This is a genomic window from Pseudobutyrivibrio sp. OR37 (assembly GCF_900113655.1).
GTDB lineage: Bacteria > Bacillota > Clostridia > Lachnospirales > Lachnospiraceae > Pseudobutyrivibrio.
In genome coordinates this window covers 1-24,716 of sequence record NZ_FOQF01000013.1, presented here as the reverse complement: position 1 = coordinate 24,716, position 24,716 = coordinate 1, and the positions used below count along the sequence as shown (strand labels likewise).

23 protein-coding genes are annotated in these 24,716 nt (G+C 40.2%); 21 read left to right on the top strand and 2 right to left on the bottom strand.

The window, feature by feature from the left end:
• Window positions 1-13 precede the first annotated feature (13 nt).
• The 15 genes from BM097_RS08060 (at window position 14) to BM097_RS07990 (ending at window position 16,444) form a co-directional block, all read left to right on the top strand.
• On the top strand, window positions 14-1,309 hold the full coding sequence (locus tag BM097_RS08060) for a UDP-N-acetylglucosamine 1-carboxyvinyltransferase (RefSeq protein WP_090547880.1): 1,296 nt from the start codon (window positions 14-16) through the stop codon (window positions 1,307-1,309).
• Between the two features lie 112 nt (window positions 1,310-1,421).
• Window positions 1,422-1,655, top strand: coding sequence for a cysteine-rich small domain-containing protein (locus BM097_RS16930; protein ID WP_090547877.1), 234 nt, complete (start codon window positions 1,422-1,424; stop codon window positions 1,653-1,655).
• 95 nt (window positions 1,656-1,750) lie between these two features.
• The gene (locus BM097_RS08050; protein ID WP_090547874.1) at window positions 1,751-3,802 is read left to right on the top strand and encodes a methyl-accepting chemotaxis protein; all 2,052 of its coding nucleotides are present in this window, start codon (window positions 1,751-1,753) and stop codon (window positions 3,800-3,802) included.
• Between the two features lie 201 nt (window positions 3,803-4,003).
• The gene (locus tag BM097_RS08045; RefSeq protein WP_090547871.1) at window positions 4,004-5,494 is read left to right on the top strand and encodes a methyl-accepting chemotaxis protein; all 1,491 of its coding nucleotides are present in this window, start codon (window positions 4,004-4,006) and stop codon (window positions 5,492-5,494) included.
• Window positions 5,495-5,582: 88 nt separating this feature from the next.
• Window positions 5,583-5,804, top strand: a complete 222-nt coding sequence (locus BM097_RS08040; RefSeq protein ID WP_090547869.1) for a Lar family restriction alleviation protein — start codon at window positions 5,583-5,585, stop codon at window positions 5,802-5,804.
• Between the two features lie 15 nt (window positions 5,805-5,819).
• The gene (locus tag BM097_RS08035; RefSeq protein WP_090547867.1) at window positions 5,820-7,322 is read left to right on the top strand and encodes a nicotinate phosphoribosyltransferase; all 1,503 of its coding nucleotides are present in this window, start codon (window positions 5,820-5,822) and stop codon (window positions 7,320-7,322) included.
• Between the two features lie 2 nt (window positions 7,323-7,324).
• Entirely contained in the window at window positions 7,325-8,014 is a 690-nt protein-coding gene (locus tag BM097_RS08030; RefSeq protein ID WP_242944680.1) for a class I SAM-dependent methyltransferase, read from the top strand.
• 120 nt (window positions 8,015-8,134) lie between these two features.
• On the top strand, window positions 8,135-9,508 hold the full coding sequence (locus BM097_RS08025) for a cache domain-containing sensor histidine kinase (protein ID WP_177197412.1): 1,374 nt from the start codon (window positions 8,135-8,137) through the stop codon (window positions 9,506-9,508).
• Window positions 9,509-9,642: 134 nt separating this feature from the next.
• Window positions 9,643-10,632, top strand: a complete 990-nt coding sequence (locus tag BM097_RS08020) for a LacI family DNA-binding transcriptional regulator (protein WP_177197411.1) — start codon at window positions 9,643-9,645, stop codon at window positions 10,630-10,632.
• A 160-nt stretch (window positions 10,633-10,792) separates the two neighbouring features.
• Window positions 10,793-12,076: an extracellular solute-binding protein gene (locus BM097_RS08015; protein ID WP_090547855.1), complete on the top strand. Its 1,284-nt coding sequence runs from the start codon at window positions 10,793-10,795 to the stop codon at window positions 12,074-12,076.
• Between the two features lie 162 nt (window positions 12,077-12,238).
• Window positions 12,239-13,651, top strand: coding sequence for a carbohydrate ABC transporter permease (locus BM097_RS08010; RefSeq protein ID WP_090547852.1), 1,413 nt, complete (start codon window positions 12,239-12,241; stop codon window positions 13,649-13,651).
• A complete protein-coding gene (locus tag BM097_RS08005) occupies window positions 13,651-14,493 on the top strand; it encodes a sugar ABC transporter permease (RefSeq protein ID WP_177197410.1) in 843 nt (280 codons plus the stop codon). The genes BM097_RS08010 and BM097_RS08005 overlap by 1 nt, the downstream gene beginning before the upstream one ends.
• A 153-nt stretch (window positions 14,494-14,646) precedes the next feature.
• A complete protein-coding gene (locus BM097_RS16345) occupies window positions 14,647-14,907 on the top strand; it encodes a DUF1292 domain-containing protein (protein WP_177197409.1) in 261 nt (86 codons plus the stop codon).
• A gap of 132 nt (window positions 14,908-15,039) precedes the next feature.
• Entirely contained in the window at window positions 15,040-15,714 is a 675-nt protein-coding gene (gene larB, locus BM097_RS07995; protein ID WP_090547844.1) for a nickel pincer cofactor biosynthesis protein LarB, read from the top strand.
• Entirely contained in the window at window positions 15,704-16,444 is a 741-nt protein-coding gene (locus BM097_RS07990; protein ID WP_090547841.1) for an alpha/beta hydrolase, read from the top strand. Before larB ends, BM097_RS07990 begins: the two co-directional genes overlap by 11 nt.
• A gap of 5 nt (window positions 16,445-16,449) precedes the next feature.
• On the opposite strand, the gene BM097_RS07985 is transcribed toward BM097_RS07990, so the two are convergent.
• The gene (locus BM097_RS07985; protein ID WP_090547838.1) at window positions 16,450-17,082 is read right to left on the bottom strand and encodes a TM7S3/TM198-like domain-containing protein; all 633 of its coding nucleotides are present in this window, start codon (window positions 17,080-17,082) and stop codon (window positions 16,450-16,452) included.
• Between the two features lie 153 nt (window positions 17,083-17,235).
• Between BM097_RS07985 and BM097_RS16340 the strand changes: the two genes are divergently transcribed.
• From BM097_RS16340 to BM097_RS07955, 6 genes are all read left to right on the top strand, one after another.
• Window positions 17,236-19,779: a hypothetical protein gene (locus tag BM097_RS16340; RefSeq protein ID WP_177197408.1), complete on the top strand. Its 2,544-nt coding sequence runs from the start codon at window positions 17,236-17,238 to the stop codon at window positions 19,777-19,779.
• A 29-nt stretch (window positions 19,780-19,808) separates the two neighbouring features.
• Window positions 19,809-21,158, top strand: coding sequence for a Gfo/Idh/MocA family oxidoreductase (locus BM097_RS07975; RefSeq protein WP_090547836.1), 1,350 nt, complete (start codon window positions 19,809-19,811; stop codon window positions 21,156-21,158).
• 2 nt (window positions 21,159-21,160) lie between these two features.
• The gene (locus tag BM097_RS07970) at window positions 21,161-22,141 is read left to right on the top strand and encodes a Gfo/Idh/MocA family protein (protein WP_177197407.1); all 981 of its coding nucleotides are present in this window, start codon (window positions 21,161-21,163) and stop codon (window positions 22,139-22,141) included.
• Between the two features lie 467 nt (window positions 22,142-22,608).
• Window positions 22,609-23,460, top strand: coding sequence for a hypothetical protein (locus BM097_RS07965; RefSeq protein ID WP_090547832.1), 852 nt, complete (start codon window positions 22,609-22,611; stop codon window positions 23,458-23,460).
• Between the two features lie 444 nt (window positions 23,461-23,904).
• A complete protein-coding gene (locus BM097_RS07960) occupies window positions 23,905-24,129 on the top strand; it encodes a DUF3791 domain-containing protein (RefSeq protein ID WP_090547830.1) in 225 nt (74 codons plus the stop codon).
• Window positions 24,126-24,398 (top strand): hypothetical protein, encoded by a 273-nt coding sequence (locus BM097_RS07955; protein ID WP_090547827.1) that lies wholly within the window; start codon window positions 24,126-24,128, stop codon window positions 24,396-24,398. Before BM097_RS07960 ends, BM097_RS07955 begins: the two co-directional genes overlap by 4 nt.
• A gap of 148 nt (window positions 24,399-24,546) precedes the next feature.
• On the opposite strand, the gene BM097_RS16925 is transcribed toward BM097_RS07955, so the two are convergent.
• A partial coding sequence (locus BM097_RS16925) for a mobility-associated LCxxNW protein (protein WP_143084968.1) occupies window positions 24,547-24,716 on the bottom strand: 170 nt, incomplete at its 5' end.

The following is a 24,716-nucleotide window of genomic DNA, read 5'->3' as shown; positions in this document are numbered from 1 at the left end:
TATAGGAGATAAAATGGAACAGTATGTGATTAAGGGCGGCACAGCGCTTTCAGGAGAGGTAGAGATAAGCGGTGCCAAAAACGCAGCACTTGGTATTTTGGCTGGTGCCATTATGACAGACGAGACTGTTACAATAGAAAATCTGCCAAATGTTAAAGATATTAATGTTTTGATTGGCGCTATTGAAGACATTGGTGCAAAGATTAACCGTGTGGATGATCATACAGTTGAGATTAATGGTTCAACCATCAATAGACTTTCAGTAGATTACGAATACATCAAAAAGATTCGTGCTTCTTATTATTTAATGGGAGCACTATTGGGCAAATATAAAAGTGCAGAGGTTGCACTTCCAGGCGGTTGCCTTATAGGATCACGTCCAATCGATTTACACGTAAAGGGACTCAAGGCTCTTGGAGCAAATGTTGATGTATCTTACGGACTTTGGTCTGCTAGAGCAGACAAGCTTGCAGGTAGCCATATTTACCTTGATAAGGTATCAGTAGGTGCTACTATCAATATCATGCTTGCTGCTGTACTTGCAGAAGGTAAGACTACTATCGAAAATGCAGCAAAGGAGCCACACGTTGTTGATGTCGCATCCTTCCTTAACAGTATGGGTGCTAATATCCGTGGTGCTGGTACTGATGTTATCCGTATCGTAGGCGTACAGAAGCTTCACGGTACTACATACGCTGTTATTCCAGATCAGATTGAGGCTGGTACATATATGTGTGCTGCTGCGGCTACACACGGTGATGTTCTTATTAAGAATGTTATTCCTAAGCATTTGGAAGCTACTTCAGCAAAGCTTATTGAGGCAGGCTGCGTAATCGAAGAATATGATGATGCTGTTAGAGTTATTGCTAAGGGACGTAAGCTTACACATACACACGTAACTACACTTCCATATCCAGGTTTCCCAACAGATATGCAGCCAGAGATTACAGCTGTGCTTGCTATTGCAGAGGGAACCAGTACAGTTACAGAATCTATTTTTGAAAACCGTTTTAAATATGTAGATGAGCTCGCAAGAATGGGAGCCAACATCAAGGTTGAAGGTACTGTTGCTATCGTAACAGGTGTTGAGAAATATACAGGTGCACAGGTACAGGCTCCAGACCTTCGTGCTGGTGCAGCTCTTATTATCGCAGGACTTGCTGCAGATGGTATTACAGTAATCGATGATATCAAGTATATCCAGCGTGGATACGAGGATATCGTTGGCAAGTTCACAAAGCTAGGCGCAACCTTCGCCGAAGTCGACAGTGAACACGACTTACAGAAGTTCAAACTAAAGGTAGGTTAAAAATTTAAGTGAGCAACTATAGTTAACAATCTATAATTTTTCTGGAAGTCACATTAGTGACTGGAAGAAATATTATGATTGTGAACGTAATAGTTGCGGACTTGGAGCATATATGGAACATTATAAATTCTTTCAGAATAGAGAGTGTGAATATTTTCCTTGCCATGAGACAGATAAACCAGAAGAGTTTAACTGTCTCTTTTGTTATTGTCCACTTTATCATTTGGGCAAGGAATGTGGTGGCAATTTTTACTACACTGAAAAGGGGATTAAATCCTGTGTAAATTGCCTTAGACCGCACATGAAGGACAACTATGAAGAAATAGTGAAAAAATTAAGAAGTTAGATAAATTAACAGGAATATAACATTTTTAGTCTATGATGAACTCAAATTCACTAGAACGCAGATGAGGGGATTCTGCAATTAATTAGGAGGGCGCCATGGCTAAAAAAGAAAATGTAACAAATTCTGCTATGAAAGTTAAGCGCGGAATAGGGAAAACATTGTTGCTTTATCTATTACCAATTATTCTTATTGGTATTATATGCATTATTGTGTTTATTTCCTACAACGCACGTCAGGTTATCACCGAAGTTTCCCTTATGGATTTAAAGGCTGAAGGGCAAGCCAATGCTAGTGATTTAGGCGCAGTATTTGAAATGCTTACAGCCAAAGATGGACAGTATTGTGATACTTTAGAAAGTGTTGTTTTTGAAGATCATAATGCGATGCTTAAGTATGTTGAGCCTTCTGCTGATTATAATACAGTTGAAAATACAGGTATATACATTGGTTTTTCTGATGATACGTATTTCTTTGCTAATCATCAGAAGCAGCCAGCTGATTGGAGACCTACAGAGCGTGGATGGTATAGCGTGGGCAAAGATCAAGAAAACTTTATCTGTACAGATTCATACTTAGACGCTGCAAGAAATGAGCTTTGCGTTACATTTGTACGTTCTGTTGACTGTGCAAATGGCGAAAAGGGTGTTGCTGCTGTTGATGTATTTCTAACAGATCTTCAAGAGAAGGTTAATGCTCTTACACCTATGAAGACTGGTGGTTCAATGGTACTTGACGGAGATTTTATTATTTCTTATTTTGATACAGCACTCAATGGAACTTTAGTTTCTGAGTCTGGAAGCAAGTATTTACAGGATGTAAAAGCTCTTGTTGAAAACGGTAACACAGATGTAGTTATTATTAATCAGGATTCTACAAACACAGACTATTATGTATGTGTATCAGCTATTCCTGGAACGCCATGGTCGCTTATTTCATCAGTAGCAGTTGATGATGTAATGGCGGAAGCAAACCACTTTATGGTTGTATCTATTATTGCAATGCTTCTGTTAATAGCTGTAATTACAGCAGTTATCCTTATTACAATCAACAAGGTTATTACAAAACCAGTATCTGGCCTTTCAAGCAGCATTCTTAAGATTTCCGATGGTGATTTCACAACAAGAATGCCAGATGATAGAGGCGATGAGATTGGTCTTATCAGTAAGGAAATGCAGCGTTTCGTACAGATTATGAATGGAGCTATTGGTTCTATTCAGGGCCGTGCAGAACAGCTGCAGGAGGATTCTGAGACCTCTAAGAATGCATCTAGCAAGATGAGTACAGAGGCTGGCGACCAGTCAGTATCAATGGGTCAGATTCAAGAGACTATGGACGATATTTCAAACGCTGTCGGCGAGCTTGCTGAGAACGCAACAAATCTTGCTCATGCAGTTTCAGATTTGACTGATAATGGAAATAGCACAAACGAAACCATGATTGCCTTAGTAGACCAGGCCAAGATTGGTCAGGAGGATATGACTGAGGTTCAGCGCAGTATGGACAAGATTAATGAGTCTATGAGCGAGATGAACGATGTTGTAGTTACTGTAGGCGATTCTGCTAAGCAGATTACAGATATTGTTCAGATGATTGATTCTATTGCAGAGCAGACAAACCTGTTGTCTCTTAACGCTTCTATCGAGGCTGCCAGAGCAGGTGAGGCAGGCAAGGGCTTTGCAGTTGTTGCCGATGAAATCGGAAAGCTAGCTCAGAACTCTCAGGATGCGGCAAAGGAAATCGGCGATATTATCAAACAGATTACAGGACTTATCTCTGATTTGGCAGAAAAGTCACAGAATAACATGGATTCAATTAATGCCAGCGGTGAGGTAGTAGAAAAGGCTGGTACAAGCTTCAGCAAGATTTACGATGACCTTAACGAAGCTGCAAGCGTAATGAAGAACATGATTAGTATGATGGGCGAGGTTAATGATATTGCATCGTCCGTAGCAGCTATTTCAGAGGAGCAGTCAGCTAGTTCAGAAGAAATCACTGCAACAATCTATACACTTACAGAAAGTGCTAACCAGATTGCAACAGAAAGCCAGGGCGTAGAAGATGTAGCAAATTCTGTTTCAGATTCAGCTCTTGCTATCAATGATGAACTTTCTAAGTTCAAGATTGAGTCTGATAATCCACAAGTGTAGTAGCGCTACAATAATATATAGAAGGGGCTGCGGCTGATATTCAGTCGTGGCCTCTTCACATTTATATGGGAAATTAGTCTTATGAATCTTTTGTGAAGTTTCTGCAAATTCACATTATTTTCAAAAAAATGTGGTTATACTTAGTGTAATGACGAAAGTATCCAGCGGAAAATATGATGAGATATATGGAGGGCATCAATTATGAATGAAGAAGCTGAGAGAATTGATATCAAAACCAAGCAGATGCTTGAAAAGAACCGTTTGGCCAGATATTGCGGTACAATCACATGTATAGCGTTGATATTTTTTGCTGTCAGATCACTTATAATGGACGGCGTTAATCCGCTAGATTTAGTGCGTTTAGTTTTAGCAGTTCTTGATATTATATTATTCCAGGTATGTTATATGAGCTTTGGCGAGCAATATCGTTATAAGTTCTGCATCACATTATCTATGGTTGCGATGTTTTTGTTGAATATATATGTACCTAGTGATAACCATATGTACTTGTTTATGTATCCTATTATACTTATCGTTATGATTTATGGAGAGGCTGGCACGGTAAGGATAGGATGTATAATTGCCAATGTATGTCTTATAACCTCGGGCTTTTTAGAGATTCGCAAAGGACATATTTCTGGCCGTGATTTAATGACAGAATTAGGTTTTAGTATTATAGCCTGCACAATAGCAGTTGTAGTATGTAAACAGCAGAGAAGACAGACTACAGAAGCTCTTGATACAATCAAGGATCATGCAGAAGACCTTAAAGAGACATCTGAAACAATTGTTGATTTGGCAGAGCAGCTGAATAAGAAGTTTGAGGAGGCTAATGAAGTTTCTACAGCACTTAATAATTCAATGGAAACTGTACATCATTCTGTGGCAGAGATTGTAGAGGGAACAAGAAATACAGCCGAGGCAGTTGAAAATCAGACTAGTAAGACAGCTGTTATTCAGGAAAGCATTCAGACTGTTGGTTCAGAGGCTAATAATATTGATGATGTTTCAATGAGAGTTGAGGAATCGGTTAATGAAGGTGTGGACCTTATTAATCAGCTTAAGAGCCAGGCCGAGAAGGTTGCTAATATTAACATCGAAACAAGTGAAACAACACAGGCCCTTAATGAAAGTATCCAGGATATTCAGGGTATCACAGAAACTATCCTTGGAATTTCCAGCCAGACAAATCTTCTTGCACTTAACGCTTCAATCGAGGCAGCAAGAGCTGGTGAGGCTGGTAAGGGATTTGCCGTTGTTGCTGATGAAATCAGAGCACTTTCTGAGAGCACCAGAGAGGCTACAGAAGAGATAGCAAAGATTATCGAGAGACTTACATCAGATGCACGTTCAGCAGCATCTGCAATGTCAAAATCAGCAGAATATGCTAACAAGCAGAACGAGCTTATTTCTGAGACAGGAACAAAGCTTGATAACATTAAAGAAGGTACAGATGAGCTGAGAGAAGGCGTTGTTCAGGTTAAATCATCAGTTGATGAGGTAATCGCAGCAAATACTCAGATTATGGACAATATCACAAATCTATCAGCTACATCACAAGAGGTTGCAGCAGCTACAGATACAGTTGGTGCTGTAAGTGATGACGCAATGGATGCTCTTACAAACATGAATGAGACTCTGGATGTAATTAATAAAATTGCCAGAGAGATGGAAGAGATGGCGCTCAAGTAAAAAAACGTGTACAATAGAAAAAGGTAGCAGGGGGTGTAGCAAATGCTGCACCCCTTTTTATCGGATTTTATTGTTAAGGAGTTTTGTAATGGATATTTCAGAAAAGATTGAATTACATGACTGCCCTATCTGCGGTGGGGCAGGTATTTTAGAGGAAGAAGACATGGGCTTTTATGTTGCGTGTTTAGATTGTGGTAGCTATACAGGAACAGTTGGCTACAAAAACGAAGATGGAAAGCTCACAGCAGCAGAAAAGTCTGCTATGCTTTGGAATACAGGTAAAGTAATTAACAGCGCTCCAGGAGAGTAAGAAAGAAGGCTAATTATGAAGCAAACTCAAGATAAGGCTCGTAACCTTACAATGATGATGGATGAGTATGAGCTTACAATGGCTAATGCTTATTTTAACGATCCTACAATTGACAATAACACAAGGGTAAGCTTTGATGTTTTTTATAGAGTAAATCCTGATGGCGGTGGTTTTGCTATTTTTGCAGGCTTGCAGCAGGTAAAGGATTATCTTTTAAATATGCATTTTACAGACGAGGATATAGAGTACCTTAGAAGTGTGGGACATTTTACAGAGGAATTTCTTGAATATCTTAAGGATTTCAAATTCACAGGTGATGTGGACGCTTTTCCAGAGGGAACTATCATGTATCCTAATGAGCCAATCATCACAGTAACAGCCCCAATCATCGAGGCTCAGCTGGTGGAGACAGAGATTTTGGCTCAGGTAAATCATCAGTCACTTATTGCCACAAAGGCCAGTAGAATAGTCAGGGCTGCAGCAGGGCGAGCAGTATCAGATTTTGGTGCAAGACGTGCCCATAACAATGATGCAGCTATTTATGGCGCCAGAGCAGCTTATATCGGCGGAGCAAGCGGAACAGCAACTGTTTCAGCGGGCCAATATTTCGATATCCCTATCGGTGGCACAATGGCTCACAGTTACGTTATGTATTTTACATCTGAGGATAATGATTATCGTAAATCAGAGCTTCAGGCATTTAGAAGCTTTGCCAAGAGCTATCCTAACAACTGCATCCTTCTTGTAGATACCTACAATGTTTTAAAATCTGGTGTACCTAACGCTATAAAGGTATTCAAGGAGATGAAGGAGGCTGGTATTCAGTCTAAGAGCTACGGAATCCGTATTGATTCAGGAGATTTGGCTTATCTTACAAAGAAGGCTAGAAAGATGTTAGATGATGCAGGATTCAACGAAGCTAAAATCATCGTAAGTAACTCCCTTGATGAGTATACCATCACTTCTATTTTGCAGCAGGGTGGTCAGGTCAATTCCTTTGGAGTAGGCGAGAGACTTATCACTGCAAAATCCGAGCCAGTGTTTGGTGCAGTATATAAGCTTTGCGCTGTGCAGGATAGCAAGACAGGGGAGTTTATCCCAAAGATTAAGATTTCAGAGACTGTGGAGAAGATTACAAATCCAGGTCTTAAGGACGTATATCGTATAAAGGATGAGGCAGGTAGAGCTGTTGCAGATTTGCTAGCTATTAAAGGCGAAAAGGTTGATATGAGTGCTGAGGGCGGATACAAATTTGTAGATCCTGAACAGCCATGGAAGAGCACACATATCTTTGAAAACTGCACTGCTGAATTGTTACAGAAGCCGCTTATCGTAGGCGGAAAGGCCGCTTCTGAGGATGAGGATATGCAGACCATCCGTGCAAGAGTTCAAAATCAGTTGGAGACAAGTGTATGGCCAGAGGAGCAGCGTTTCGAAAATCCTCATAAGCACTACCTTGATATGACTCCTAACTATTACAACATGAAGATGGATCTTCTTCGCAAAGAGGACAAATAGAATTGATATCAAAGGAACTTATAGAAAACTATAATTTAAAGCTCGCAGATAAGGGGTTGGCTCTGATTCAAACAGATGATGGGCTCAGCCTTAGCTCTGGCGAGCTTTCTATAATGGCGGATTTTAGGGATATGCTGCCAAGGATTAAAAAGAGTAATCTGGAGCGAGAAATGCTGGTAAAGGCGGCAAGGATTAAGGGGCAGCCTATGCCTCAGACTCTAATCGATGCAACCGCTGGCTTTGGGGAGGATTCCCTGATTCTTGCAGCAGCAGGCTTTGAGGTGCGTCTATACGAAATGGACGAGATTATTGCTGTACTGCTTCAGGATTGCATGGAAAGAGCCCTTGAAATTCCCGAATTAAAGGACGCTGTAGGGAGGATGACATTAGTCTGTGGCGATAGTGTAAAGGCTATGAAGAAACTGGATTATAAGCCTGATATAGTGCTGTTAGACCCAATGTTTCCTGAGCGACAGAAGAGTGCTTTGATTAAGAAGAAGTTTCAGCTCCTTCAGAAGCTGGAAAGTCCATGCTCTATGGAGGAGGAGCTTTTAGAATCAGCCGAGGCGGCCGAGCCAAAAAGAATTGTAATAAAACGTCCACTAAAGGGACCATACCTTGCTGGCAGAAAGCCTAGCTACAGCTTGGAGGGCAAGGCAATCAGGTACGATTGCATGGTATACGCAAGGTAATGTGTGTGAATGGTAAATTCATCAAATGGCATGCTTTTTTCACGGAAAACCCTTATTTTTATACTATCATAAATGATATATAACACATGTAGTGTGTCTTTATCTGAAAGAGGGGAAAACATGAAGAAGACCAAGCGTACTACGGTTAAAAGCAGAATAACGAGACATGTAGTAGTTGCCATAATAATTACCATTAGTTTTATGACTATTGTAAATCTTATATATCTTTCCCGCCGTATTATTGAGCAGCAGGAAATGAAGCTAGAGCTTGCAACACAGGTCAGTGCAAATGAAGTGGATGCCTGGATTCGAGGTATGGCTACTGTTACAGAGGATATGGCTAGCACACTTACAGCTTTAGGTGATTTGGATCAGACCACTGTTAGGGCTGTAGTTGATAGGGTGGCACTTAATCATCCTGAATTATATTTTGTTTATTTCTCTGATAAATTGGGAAATATGACCATGGCGCGAGGCGTTAATTTTGCGCAGGGAGTTGATCCTAGGGAACGAGTATGGTATAAAAAAGCAGCAGCCGCTGGACATACAGTTGTAATCGACCCCTATTCTAGTGCAACCAGACCGGATGTTATGATGGTAACCGTTGCAACTCCTGTATATTGGGGCACAATGATGGTTGGCGTTGTGGCAGTGGATGCCGATATCGAATCTATTCAGAATTTCATGGGTACCATAAATTTTGAAGAAGGTTCCTATGGATTCCTTTTAGATAGTCAAGATAACATAATCGTTCATCCAAATACACAGTACAATCCAACAGCAGAGAAAATAACAGCTGCATTTGAAGTAATGCCTGAGCTTAAGGAAGTGGTAGATGCCAAGGACGATGGCTATGTAACAGCAAAAGATTATACTGGTACCAGTATGGTTTATTCGGCTGTAACGCTGGAGAATAGCCGATGGACAGTGGCAGTGGCATATCCAGAATCGAATTTCTTAAAACATGTGGATAGAGGTATTAGAATAAGCATATTCGTGGCTATTATTTGTATCATCCTTGCACTGGGCGATATAACATATACAGTCAGAAAAGTGTTAAAGCCTCTTGATAAGATGAATCCTGCAATGGATAGAATTATGGAAGGTGATTTTTCTACTAAGCTGAATTTTGCAACGGCTAATGATGAAATAGGGGATATGCAAAATAAGCTAGCAATATCTCTAGAGGAGCTTTCAAAGGTTATCCAAAAGCAAAAGTACGTATTGTCAGAGATGGAAAAGGGAAATCTTGTGGTGGAGGACATTGAGAACTTCCCTGGCGAATTAAATGAAATTGCAGAATCTGTTAATTCCATCAAGGCATCCTTTAATGATATTATCAGTGATATTCAGTTTTCAGCTATAAACCTACAGAGCTTTGCAATGGGTATCAACGAAACCAGTGATTTAGAGGAGATGCGCTCTGTTTTCGAGGAGCTTTCAGCAGAAGCAAATATATTGATGGAAAAGACCTCTCATTTTAAAACAATGTAAAATATGTTAAGCATAGAAAGTCTTCACAAGATGTGGAGACTTTTTTTGTTTGATTTTTACGAAAAGTGCGCAACCGATTGCAATCAAGAGAATATTGTGCTAACGTTAGAAATTAGAAAGAAAAGGGGATGATTATGGGTCATACATTAGATTCAATTGCAAAGGAACTGGGGTTAAGTAAAACAACAGTTAGCCGTGCGATTTCGGGAAAAGGCCGAATTTCCGAGGAGACTAGAAAAAAGGTAAATGAATATATAAAGGAAATCAACTATAGACCAAGTGCAGTAGCCAGATCTTTAGCGGCAAATCGTACTTTTAACGTGGGGCTTGTAGTACCGCAGGATTCTGCTTTAGGGGAAATGCCATATTTCCAGACACTTATGACAGGTGTATGTGATAGGGCTATGGAATACGAGTACGATGTGCTTATCATTTTGGCTGATAATGATGGTATTGCTGCCTTAAGACATGCTGTTTCTAATAAAAAAATCGATGCAGTTGTAGTTAGTAGATGCGAAAGAGATTCTAAGGTAATCAACTTCTTAAAGGAGTCAGATATACCTTATATTGTGGTGGGAAATCCTATGGATGAGGACGTTCCTTATGTTGATCACGATAACGAGGGCGCAGCCACAAAAATGATAGAAAACCTGATAGATACAGGCATTACAAGGATGGCATTAATTGGCGGTGGTGAGAATATTAATGTTACTCACAGTCGTTTGGCAGGCTATAGAAAAGGATTTTTAAACAAGGGTTTAAAGGCTGATGAATCCTTGATTTTCTTAAATATGCATAAGAGTGCAAGGATGGATTCTGTGCTGAAGGAATCTATTTCGGAAGGGGCAGAGTGTATTGTTTGCATGGATGATATGCTTTGTAATTCGGTGCTTAATTGCCTGCATAACGATGGAATTTCAGTGCCTGAGGATATTAAGCTTTGCTCTTTTTATGATTCAAACTTGCTATCTACATCAAAGCCATCAATCACTAGCTTATATTTTGATGCAAAGAAGCTTGGGGCACAATGTATCGAGATTTTAATGCGCAACTTGGATGGAGAAAGTGTCACAAATGAGATACTTACAGACTACAATATCCAGATGAGAGACAGTACTGTTTAGTAAAATTAACAAAATTATAAGATAATACTTGTACAATTTGCTATGTTGACGAAAAACGATTATAGAGATAGGATTATTTATGTAGAACAACCGGTTGCACAGAACGGCGCAACCTGGGAGTATAAATAAAAGATTTTTATGAAAAAATGGAGGAGTAAAAATGAAGAAAAAGATTGTTTCAGCACTTCTTGTTTCTACAATGGTTGCTTCAGCATTCGTTGGATGCGGTTCTGCAGCAGAAGAGACAACAGACAGTGCAGCTACAGAAAGCACAGAGGCAACAGAGGGGGCTTCATCAGATGACGCTATCGCAAACCTCATTGCATCAACAGAAGGTACAGTAAACATTGATTTATGGTGCTCAGAGACAGAAGAGTATCAGACAGTTATGAAGAAGCTTTGCGATGATTTCGCAGCACAGTATCCAGACGTTGATTTCAATATCACACTTGGTGCTGTTTCAGAAGCTGATATGAAGGATCGTGTTCTTGAGGATGTTGAGGCAGCAGCTGATGTATTTATATTCCCAGATGATCAGCTTGAGGCACTTGTTAAGGCAGGCGCTCTTAACGAAGTAGCAGCTCAGTACACATACGACATGAACGATACAGATACAGCAGCTACAGTTGAGGCTGGACAGTACAATGGTAAGCAGTATGGCTATCCATTCACAGCTTCAAACGGATATTTCTTATACTATGATAAGAATCAGCTTTCAGACGAAGATGTAGCTTCTTGGGAAGCACTTACAGCAAAGGCTGAGGAGCTTGGTAAGGAAGTTGGTTGTGAGACAGCAAACGGCTGGTACTTATACGGATTCTTCAAGGGTGCTGGTTGCAACCTTACAGAGAACGAAGATCAGTCAAACAACTGTGATTGGAACAATGAGACAGGTCTTGCAGCAGCAGAGGCAATTCAGAAGATTGCTTCTTCTAAGGCATACAAGAGCTACGGAAACGATGATCTTCTTGCAAACCTTAATGATGGCAAGGTTGTAGCTTATGTTTCTGGTACATGGAACGTAAACGCATTCTCAGAGGCTTATGGTGATGGCTATGCAGCTACAAAGCTTCCTACATTCGAAGTAAATGGCGAAGCTAAGCAGATGGCTTCTTACTCAGGATACAAGTTCGTAGGTGTTAACGCATATGCAGAGAACACAGGTTGGTCAATGCTTCTTGCTGAGTACCTTACAAATGCAACATCTCAGGAAGCTGTTTACGAAGCAACAGGTGAGGGCCCTTCAAACACAGAGGCACTTGCTAAGGCTTCTTCTCCAGCACTTGATGCTCTTGCAGCACAGTCTGAGTTCGCACAGCTTCAGAGAGTTGGTGGTAACTATTGGACACCAGCAGAGTCACTTGGAAAGAACATTCTTGAGGGCAAGGTAAGCCAGCAGGTACTTGATGATGCAGTAGCAGGTATTACACAGCCTGTTGAATAATAACAAGCCTTCCCCCGCTGGGGGAAGGTGGCAGCGGAGCTGACGGATGAGGGTGTGTGTAAAAAATATAAGATGCTTAGCGTCTTTACATACATTTACCCTCATCAGTCACTGCGTGACAGCTTCCCCCAGAGGGGGAAGCCTTTTTATAAGAGGACAAATATGAAGAAAATAGGCAACTACTTTAAAGACTTTGGTCTAGCAATAGCTCACGGCGATATTTGGGTGAAGCTTTCATTAATCATAATGGGCGCAGGTTACTTTGGAAGAAAGCAAATTATGCGCGGTATATTGATGACATTACTTCAGGTTGGAGTGTTGGCATCGATTTTCGGTGTATTCGCACCATATATGTCAAAACTCAATACTCTTGGAACAGTTCAGAGAGAAGAAATTTTTGATATTGTAACTATGAAAAAAACTGTAAATGATTACGATAACTCACTCTTGATTCTTCTTTATGGAATCATTGGAATCCTTGTAATCATTGCATTTATCGCATTATATATTGGAAACATTAAGGCAACTTATCGTATCCAGAAGATGCAGGAGAATGGTGAAAAGCTAAATACATTTATGGATGATATTACTTCATTCAAAAATGAAAGATTTCACATCACACTCCTTACACTTCCAAGTTTAGGTGTAATTCTTATTAACATCATACCTATTTTATTTATGGTATGTATCGCATTTACGAATTATGATGAGAATCATCAGCCACCTACATATCTGTTTACATGGGTTGGTATTAAAAACTTCGTAAATCTATTTACAACAAGCCAGACAATCACATTTGGTTATGCATTTGTAAGAGTATTAATTTGGACTTTAATTTGGGCAGTTTTAGCAACAGCTACAACATTCCTTGGAGGTATCCTTCTTGCTCAGTTTATCAACCATGAGGACACTAAATTCAAGGGAATGTGGAGAACACTTTTTGTAATCACAATCGGTATTCCACAGTTCGTTACACTTCTTCTTATCAGTAAGATGTTTGGTGATAATGGTATCGTAAATACGTTTTGTTCAAATGTAGGAATCCTTGATTTCTTCAAGAATATTGGATTGCTTAATGCGGGAGATTCATTTATCCCATTTTTATCACGTCCAGGCTGGGCACACATAACAATTATTCTTGTAAATATTTGGGTAGGTATTCCTTACCAGATGCTTGTTGCTACAGGTATTCTTATGAATATTCCATCAGACCAGATTGAATCTGCAAAGATTGATGGTGCAAACAAGTTCCAGATTTTCTGGAAGATAACAATGCCTTATGTAATGTTTATTACTGGCCCATCACTTATTCAGTCAGTTATCGGTAATATTAATAACTTTAATGTTATTTATTTACTTACATACAATTACCAGACAACAAATATGGCTATGGCTAATTCACATGCCAACGAGGTTGACTTGCTTATCACCTGGTTATTCAGACTTACAAATGAGTACAGTAACTTCAAGATGGCATCAGTAATTGGTATTGTAACATTCGTAGTTTGTGCAGCCCTTTCACTTCTTACTTTCTCAAGAATGATAGGTGGAGATAAAGAGGGGGTATACAGATAATGAAAAAAACATGGAAAATAGTCGGAAGACATATTGTTCTTGCAGTACTTGCATTTATTTGGTTGATACCAGTATTTTGGTTGGTAGTAACAACATTTGGTGTGGAAAAAGGTATTAATACAAATCACTTTTTCCCATCACATTGGACACTTGCAAATTATCATCAGCTTTTCTTTGAGCCAGATGCAGCAGCAAATTTCCCTGCATGGTTTAAGAATTCAATGATTATAGGTGTCTTTAGCTGTCTTGTTTCATCAATATTTGTAATCATGACAGCTTACGCATTTTCATTTATTGAATTTAAGGGTAGAAAGAAGCTTATGAGCTTTTCACTCATCCTTGGAATGTTCCCAGGCGTACTTTCAATGATTGCTATGTATTTCATTTTGAAGATGCTTGGACTTACTGATAGTGTAGTAGGACTTATTATCCTTTATTCAGGTGCATCAGGTCTTGGTTACCTGATTTTGAAGGGATTCTTTGATACAATTCCTACTTCACTTCACGAAGCAGCAAAGCTTGAGGGTGCATCAGAGGCAACAATATTTGCTAAGATTGTTGTGCCACTTTCAAAGCCAATGATTGTTTATACAGTCATCAACTCCTTCCTTAATCCTTGGATGGACTTCGTAATGGTAAGACTTATGATTAAGTCAAAGAATGCAGCTGACTGGACAATGGCTTTAGGACTTTTCAACTTACTTCAAAGAGCACTTGTTAACCAGTATTTCGCATACTTCTGTTGCGGTGGTTTGATGATTGCGGTACCTATTTCAATCCTATTCATCATCATGCAGAAGTTCTATGTTGAAGGTGTTACAGGTGGTGCTGTAAAGGGCTAAAATCGACCTATAATGTGGTTTGGTTGTGAATTTAACCTCACGGAAATAGGCTATTTACTAATATTTCATAGATTATGCTTACTATATACACAATTATGTTGTAATATATTTCCATATAACGGGAGAGCTATGAATCCTAAAAGGAGGATCCCTATGGGCAATGAATTTAAAGAATATATTACATTTGTGGTTAGCACCAGAGATGGCGACGAAGTAGAAATGGCAGTCGTAGATCAATTTGAATTCGAAAATAAAGCATACGTTGCAGCAGCATTAGTTGAAGGCGACACGGTTAGTGATGAAGGGTGTTTTATTTATCGAATAAAGGTTGGCGAGGATGACTTCAAGGTTGAGAAAATCACCAATCAGATTGACTATAATAGAGTCGCCGAGGCGTATATGGATATGATATGACATGATAATAAAAAGGACCAGTATTTCTACTGGTTCTTTTTGTTATCCACGACGCACCTCGCGCGCAGCGCATTTAAATAGGTGCGTCTTCCCGTTTTATGCTATAATAATCTCACCTAGGAGGAGGCTTACATGGATTTTGCAAATTTGGATTTTGATAGAAAAAATCGTACAGGATTTCCAGAGGTAATCTTCTGTGAGAGAAAGCCCGATGAGTTTTTGGAGGACATATATAAAAAGATGTATGAAAGAGATGGCCAGGTTTTTGGGACAAGAGCTACGGAGCATCAGTATGAGATAGTGAAGGTAGCTATCCCAGAGGCAACCTATGATAAGGTTAGCAGGATTCTGAAGGCTGTTTCGCCAGATGCCAAACTACCAGAGCTTGTAGGGGAAATCGCAGTAGTTACAGCAGGTACAGCTGATATCCCTGTTGCAGAAGAGGCGGCTCAGACAGCTGAATATTTCGGCAGCAAGGTTAACAGAGTATTTGATGTGGGCGTTAGCGGCATTCATCGTCTGCTTGAAAATGTGGATGTATTGAATCAGGCTAATTGCGTGGTGGCAGTTGCAGGAATGGAAGGTGCATTGGCATCAGTTGTTGGAGGCCTTGTAAAGGTTCCTGTTATCGCAGTTCCTACAAGTGTAGGCTATGGGGCAAACATGGGCGGAATCTCGGCACTTCTTACCATGATTAATTCATGTGCTAATGGAATTTCCGTGGTAAATATTGATAATGGCTACGGGGCAGGTTATATTGCAACGCAGATAAATAGATTGGCAGTAGGAAGTAGAAATGAAGAGTAAGAAAAAAAGAAGAATAATAGTAGGTGTGGTAATCCTTGCTGTAGTGATTGCCTGTGTGTGGAAATGTTTTAGTTATGTGAATAACTACTATCTGGCAACGGATGAAGCGTGGAAATATATCAGCGAACCAGCTGAGGGAGTAAAGGTTGAAGATATTGATAATACGATTTTGTTTGAGCCTGAAAATCCAGTTGCTGGATTTATCTTTTATCCAGGTGGATTGGTAGAGACAGAGGCTTATGCGCCACTTATGGAGCAGCTTGCAGAGCAGGGAGTCTTTGGCGTGGTGGTTAAAATGCCACATTATCTGGCAATGCTTGATGCTAATGGAGCTAGAGGAATTCAGGCAAAATATCCTGAGATTGATAAGTGGTACATTGGTGGACACAGCCTTGGCGGAGCAATGGCTTCTCTATACGCAGACAGACATCAAAGCGAATACGAAGGATTGATATTGCTTGCAGCATATTCTACAAAGGATTTGACTGATGAGCCTGCAGTAAATACTCTTTCCATCAGAGGTTCTGAGGACGGAGTCCTAAACATGGAAAAGTATAATGAGTGCAAAAAAAATCTTCCATCAGATTTCGAGGAAGTAGTGATAGATGGTGGTTGCCATGGGTATTTTGGAGATTATGGAATGCAGGATGGAGATGGAAAGCCTTCCATCAGCGTGCAGGAGCAGACTAGCGAAACTGTTAGTGAAATAATAGAATTCATTAATGAATAACAGGATTATTCGTCTTCCTGGCCTACTCCCTGAGTCATCATTCCCGACAATGATACGAAGCATTGCAGGAAGTACCAGCCCCAGGCTGGGAAGATAGAAAGTAGACCAATATGGAATGGGCCGTTAGTGAGGAACAGTTGCAAATAATGGACTGCAGCAAAACCGCCTACCCAGGCCATGACGATTATTATAATTGAATATTCGTGTTTTACAGCAATCAATGCTGCTAAAAGAGCTAGTGCAAGGGCAAATAACACAGAAAAGTATGGATATATCTGAGGGGATATGTCCATTTTTTTTGCGATAAATTCAACCACAATAGAGGCAAGATAAATATAAACAAAGTCAAATACAACCACGAATAAGCCTAGCTTTCTAAGAAGCCAGGATAGCATCATAAGTGCAGCACCAAAGAGTATCTGTAGAAAAAGCATTTGCTTATCATTTACATTCACATTAAAGAATTCTAAAAGCTTGTGAACATTGGAAAAGCCAACCCAAAAGCCCAATACACCAAGGGCAAACTTATATACTGTATATCCATTGAAGCAGATGTATACAGCCAGTAAGAAAATAATAATATAAACGATGTTATTGTTGATTTTTAGGTTTGCAACCTTGCTAATAATATCTTCCATGTGTGTAATATAGCATGGTTTTATGTATTAGCTGTGAAAAGGGAGTTGCAAAGAAAATTCGCAACATTCTGTGAACAAAAGTGTATTTTTAGACAGAAAGCGGTAAAATATAGTGGTATTAGTGTAGGTATAGGAATACTGGGAGGCTTAGGGATGAGAAAGTATAGGTTCAAACAGGTAGAAAATTATATCGCATTATTTAGAAAGCTAAATGAGGGGGTATTCGCGGCTTTATCAAAAGACGGGGCTGGTATGGACAAAGCTTTGGAGTATCTGGAAATCTGCCAGCAAAAAGCCATTGATTTAGGAGAATACATAGAGGCAGAAGAGGGCGAAGGCCATGTGACGGTAAAGCATTTGGAGGAGTTTTGCGAGGTGATCTTTCAGATTCATCAGGAGCTGCAAAGTGAGAGAGGACTTGCGGCGGAATCGGCAAGGGGCAGATTAGATCACAGCATAAATGAGATAGAAAAAAGCGCAAAGAACGACATTGTTGTAAAGCGTTTATTTGTGTTTTTACCATACAAGGCATCCATGTGGGACAGCATGGAGTCTATTTTTAAAGCAGCCAGATCAGATGAGAACTGTAGGGCCCTTGTAATTCCAATTCCTTATTTCGATAAAGATTCTCAGGGGGATTTTGTAAAAAAACATTATGAAGCGGACCTTTTCCCAGAGGATATCCCTATCACAAAATATGATGAATTCGATTTTGGATTAGAACATCCAGATGTTATTTTCTTTCATAATCCTTATGATCAATATAATTACGTTACAAGTGTACATCCATTTTTCTACTCAGATAAGCTAAAGGAGTATGGAGATTGCCTGGTTTATGTGCCTTATTTTGCAACAGCAGGAGGCATGGGGGAGGGACAGGCTTATCTTCCAAGCTATGACAATGCAGACTATCTGGTAGTTCAGTCAAAAAAGATTATTGATTACTATAAGAATGTGCCAAGGGAAAAGTTTCTTCCGCTGGGCTCACCTAAGTTTGATGCGGTGATAAAGAAGTGCGAAAATCCGCCAGAGGCTCCAGCTGAATGGAAGGATAAGATGGTTGGCAAGCGGGTGTTTTTCTACAACACCAGCCTTAGTGGCATGCTTGATAATCCAAAGAATTTCATGGAGAAGATGAGCTATGTATTTAATACATTCAGGGAAAGAAAGGACGTGTGCTTAATCTGGCGTCCACATCCTCTGTTTGAATCTACCCTTGAATCCATGGAACCGGGATTTCTGCCTATCTATCACGATATCAGGGATAGGTATATCAGAGAGGGCTGGGGAATCTATGACACTACACCAAATATCGAAAATACGATAGCCATATCAGATGTGTATATTGGCGATTCGGGCACCAGCGTAACATCACTGTTTGGTGTGGTTGGTAAGCCTATGTTTATTCTTAATAATAGCCTGAACGAGCTACCAGAGGAGGATGATTGGAAGGCGTCATTTTATCAAGGGCACATGGCTACATTTGATGGAGAGAGGCACAACAAATATTTTGTGAGTCCATATAACGAGCTGTATGTATCGCCAAATGATGATATGCATTTTGAGTTCTTCTGCAAGCTATTGGACTACAGCAGCGGCGGTTACTATCAGCGCGCTATTGAATATAAGGATAATATCTACGTGTTGCCATATGTGGCGCAGGATATATTAATCATTGATAAGAAAAAGAACATTAGAAAGATTGAGCTTGAAAAGCGAGTAGCCCGGGGTGTTGCCTTTTCAGGATTCTACTTGGAAAAGAATTACATCTATCTGTGCCCAGACAGATACGGCAGCATGATTAGGCTGAATATGGATAACAATGAAATTGCAGTGCTTAGTAATGTGGCTGATTTTAACATCCTTCAGACCATGGAAGGGGAGCGGATAATATCTGCCAGATGGTCAAATAGAGATTCAATCTATATCCTGTCAGTGGACGGTAGTCTGCTGCTTAAAATAGATAAGCAGACAATGGCTACGGAGGTGACAGATACAGGATTTACAGGGCTATACACGGCTGGAGGTATGGAAAGTGTAGACACAGATGAAGTGTGGCTATTTCCCTATGAGGGCACTGTATTTAGGCTGTTTAATTTTAAGAATGGCGGATTCAAGGATTATGATTTGGCAGTGCCTGGCATTAATGGATACGATAGGACTAAGAAATGTCAGGCTAATAAAAGATTGTTTGCTAGCATGGCATTTAATGGAGATGAAATTATATTTGCTCCATATTGGGGCAATGTGTTTGTTTGCCTAAACAGGGTCACTGGTGAAGTGAAGCCATGGGATAGCCCATTTACGGTTACATTTGAGGACAAGGACAGGTATGTGCCAAACTATGGGGCAGGCTATTTCATCCGTAGATGGGATGTGGATAAGAGCTGCTATAGTTATTTCGATGCAATTAACAGAAAGCAATATCATATCGATTTAAATACAAAGGAAATCTCTCTTGAAGACCAGTATTTCGATAAGGAAGAAATTTACAGTCATGCGAAGGGCTTTACCAATTCATCACATCTGCAAAGATATTGTTGTAACGAGGATTTGTTCAATACGTTAGTTGATTTGATTGATAACAACATCCACGGAAACCAGTTTGATAAGGAAGAGCAGCTAAGGCAATATGCCATGGTGAATGCTTCGCCAGCTGGTGACTGTGGTGAGAAGGTGTACGAGTATTTAAGGTAGGGAGTACAGAAAGTATCACGGGTGAGCTTATGAAAAAGGTTATTACGTACGGCTCCTTTGATTTGTTTCATGAGGGACATTACAAGCTGTTACAGCGTGCAAAGGCTCTGGGGGATTATCTAATTGTTGGAGTTACAACTGAACATTTTGACACCATGCGAGGAAAGCTGAATCTGGTGGACCCAATCATGACACGTATTGAAAATGTACGTGCCACAGGGTTTGCGGATGAAATCATCGTAGAGGACCACGATGGTCAAAAGATAGAGGATATCCAAAAGTATGGGGTGGATATCTTTACAGTGGGCTCAGATTGGACAGGCAAATTTGACTATCTAAATGCATATTGCAAGGTGGTCTACCTGGAGCGTACGCCAGATATCTCTTCTACCATAATACGGGAGGGAAGAGGTTCTTTAATCAGAATAGGAATAGTTGGAACAGGCCGTGTGGCACCACGTTTCTTCGAAGAATCCAGTTATGTATCTGGTGCCGAAGTTGTGGCAGCCTACAATCCGGATGTGGATTCTGCCATGGAATTTAATAGAATCTATCAGCTGCCTACCTATGTGGAGAATTTTGATGAGTTTTTAGGCAAGGTGGATGCAATATACGTGGCATCGCCAAACGAAACTCATGCGGACTATGTGCGAAAAGGCTTAGAATCTGGAAAGCACGTGCTGTGTGAAAAGCCGATGACCTTTACTTTTGCGGAGTCCCAGGAACTATATAACATGGCAAAATCAAAGGGCCTAAAGCTGATGGAAGGAATCAGGGCGGCATATCTACCGGCCTTTCAGCAGATAATCGCAACTGCAAAATCGGGGACAATCGGTAGAATTTGCAATGTGGAAGCCTGCTTTTCCCGACTTCCGGTGGTGGGCTCTAGAGAGCAATATGATTACAAATATAGTGGCGCATTTTTGGAGTATGGAAGCTATGGAATGCTGCCTATATTCAAGCTTCTGGGGGTGGATTATCAGTCGGTGGAAATTGAATCCATACTCGGGGAGAATGGAATCGATATCTATACTGAGGCTAGGTTCAAATACGATGGATGTTTGGCTACGGCCAAGGCTGGCGATGGTGTTAAATCCGAAGGCCAGCTTATAATCGCCGGAACTGAAGGATATATTTTGGTGCAGTCACCATGGTGGCTGGCCGACAGCTTTGAGGTGCGCTACGAGGATCCTTCGCGAATTGAGCGTCACAAGGCAGAATTCCAGGGAGGAGGCTTTAGATACGAGATTTCGGAATTCATTAACAAAATCAGGGATCCCGAAAGCGTGGACTACAAGCTGACAGCTGGGGAATCCCGAGCTATGGCTAAGGTCGTAGAAAAATTTATGGAGCAGAGAAAGCAGATACAAGGAGAGTAGTCGTGATTAAATTTGGAATTATTGGAACTGGAAGAATTGCTAGGAGATTTTTGAAAGAGATAGAGCATGTGGATGGAGCATCAATATCAGTTGTTTACAATCCACATGGGGGAAGTGCAATGGAATTCGTTTCAAGGCTGCAGGATGATATAGTTGGCTTGATGCCTTCCGCAGTGCTTGGACTTAGTAAATATTCCCTTCCGGAGCCTGTGGACAAGGTAGAGGATATGTGGGATAAGGTGGATGCCGTGTACATCTCAAGTCCTCATGGCACACATATTGAATACGCCAAAGAGGCTTTGGAACATGGTAAGCATGTATTGTGCGAAAAGCCGCTAGCATTAAGTGGCAAGGAGGCAGAAAAGGTATTCAAGTTGGCAAGGAAGAAGAAGCTGGTGGTAATGGAAGGATTGAAGACAGCCTACATGCCTGGGTTTAAGAATCTATGTGATACCGCTAGAAGTGGCATGATTGGGGACATCGTTCATGTGAGAGCCGCATTTACCAAGCTGGTACCAGAGGATAGCAGGGAGTTCACCGATAGTGATGTGGCTGGCAGCTTTAGGGAGCTGGGCAGCTATGGAATGCTTGCAGTGTTTAGCTTGCTTGGGCTTGATTATAAGAGTGTTTCCTTTGAAACCATGCGAAATAAAGATGGCGTGGATATCTTTACAGTGGCTGATTTCAAGTTTGCCGGTGCTTATGGCTCGGTTACTACTGGAATCGGTGTAAAGAGCGAGGGAAGCCTGGTGGTATCTGGCACGAAGGGCTATATTGTGGTGCCTGCACCATGGTGGCTGACCAAGCATTACGAGGTTCATTTCGAGGATCCGAATCGTATCATTTCCTACGACGAGGAAATGGAAGGGGATGGCTTGCGCTATGAGATTAGGGAGTTTGTTGACAGAGTGAATGGCGCACCAGCCAGTGTTGAGCTGGAGGGGCTGTCTATTGCTATGGCCGAGGTTATGGAGAAGGCGTAAAGCTGGTTGATTTTATTTATAGTAGGAGGTGTGGCTCTTTGCGTTGATTTTGCGGCGCAGGGAGCCTTTTTTGGGCGTTTTTTTTGTTGTTTTGATGGTGTGGATTGATTTGTCGGCGTTATATTTGATTTACAATATCACTTGCATGTGATAATATATAACTCAACTTCAATAATTCTCTTTAATTGCTGCTATGAACGAGCAAGTGCTACTTCATTCGCGGCTAAAAACTCCTTTTTTATTGAATTTTATACGCGTGAGACGATGGCTTTGAAAAGCGCGCGCAGATAAAATTGCAAAATAATGAGATTTTTATACGCGCGAAATCAGGGATTTTGGCTAATCTAGGTGATTTTACACATATAAAAATTGGTTAAATGTGGAAAATTATACGCGCGAAAGTTTTTAAACGCTGCTATACGCGTATAAAAATAGGTAATGCAGCGGAAATTATAGTAAGGAGATAAATGAAAGATATAAACAAACTTGGTGGAAGTAATATAATGAATGCCGGAGTGGATTTATCTGATGTAGGTTTTAGAGATAGCATAGTTAAGAGAAAAAATGGCATAGATAATTTGGTGGATAGGCTGAAGCTGGAACTAGATAACGCTCCCGATGGGAGCTTAAGAATTACAAATAGGAAAAGCTATGTTCAGTATTATTGGCGAAAGGATGCCAAGGATACAAATGGTGCTTATATACATAAAGAGGATATGGATATCGCAAAAGCCTTGGCGCAGAAGGAATATAACAAGAAGCTGTTGAAATGTGCTTTGAAGGAGCAATGTATTGTTAATGACTATAGCTCTATGCTTGAGGAAGAGCTATTGGTCAAAGCATATGATGATATGCATAGTCTAAAGAAAGAATTAGTGACACCATTTTATGATGATGATATTACATATAAAGAAAAGTGGAAGGCCGAGTCTTATGAACCAATGGGGTTTAGCGATAATACAGATTATTATTCTGGCGATGGCGTTAGGGTGCGTTCAAAATCGGAGCTGATTATCGCTAATCTTTTAGAGCAGTATGGTATCCCTTATAAATACGAGAAGCCTATTGTGCTGGACGGCCTTGGTCAGGTAAGGCCAGATTTCGTGTGCTTAAATATCAGAACCCGCCGGGAATACGTGTGGGAACATTTTGGAATGATGGACAACGCGGGTTATGCAAACAAGAATATCAGTAAAATGAATGTGTACCAGCAGAACGGCTATTACCTGGGCAAGAATATGATAGCAACCTTTGAGACCTCAGCTGTTCCCTTAAGTTCTAGGCAGCTTAAGGGGATTATAGAGGAGTATTTAGTATAGTTGGTGTTGGACGTTGCTTGTTCTGGTTACTGGCGGGCCTTTATGTGGAGCTCATGCGCGGATAAAAACCTTAGTTTTAGTGAATCTTATACGCGTGCCTTTTAATTGCTAAAACATTAATTACGGAAGAATAATAGTTTAGTGAAAATGAGATAATATAACATCTCATCTTTATGTAGAAAAATGAAATTAGAAAAAATTAAAATCCGAATTTACTAAAATAAAAGTGCCGAAAATACTAAAATGAAAGAGTCTAAAATATGGGAGCTATTAGAAAGGTTGGTTATGGAACCTTGTAGAAAAATATATCAGTACATAAATAATTTATAGTACAATAAAGATTAGAAAACAAAAAGAACTACCAAATTTCGATAGAGGATATATGCTAATAATTGTGAGCAATTATGTTATAATCGTATAAACGAAATAATGGAGAAATGAAGAATGGGATTGAATAAAAGAGACGATATCTTTATGCTTCAAGTGAGATTGTTTAGATTAGCACAATTAAAGTGGGATAAGTCTGCTGAGGAGTGTGAGCAGATTTTTAAAAAATATGGATTAAATGAGTATATTGAAACTTGTTATGAGGAATATCATGTTCAGTGGGATGAGGCGAATCTAGCAGATTTGGAACATTATCTTAAAGTGAAGGGATTATCAATATGATTCTTGAAGAAGGAGACAAGCTAATGAAGGTTAGCAAATACGAATATACAATGCAACTTTTGGCAGCTATGGCATCAATTAATATAGCTAGGGAACAAAAAATATCTAGAACAAAAGCATTTTTTCGCTTCATGAAGTCTCAAACAGCGGCTATGCTATTCGATGAAAGTACAGATATGTGGATGAATGGACCTGATTATATTGCTGATGAATATAGAAGAGAACGTTTGGCAAAAACAGTTGGAAAAGGGGATAATCAAAGTTTTTGAGGGTTTGCCAAAGTTTATGAGGGTTTGTCGTGAGGGGCAAGCCCTTTTTTAGTGGGAGTTTTTGAGGGTATGGTTTGAGGGGCTGGTTTGAGGGTACGGTTTGAGGGGCACTTTTGAGGGGCTGGACAAGCCAGCCCCAATGATTGTTTTAGAAAAAGTATGGATATGAAATATTGTTTTCTTTAAGAAGTTCTTGGAGCTCATCGATGTATTCATAAAGTCGCTGGATTTCAATCCAGTTCCCATGGCAGAGCTCATCCAATTCTTGTAATTCTTCCTTGGTAAATTCATAATCATCCCATTTAACACATTTATGGT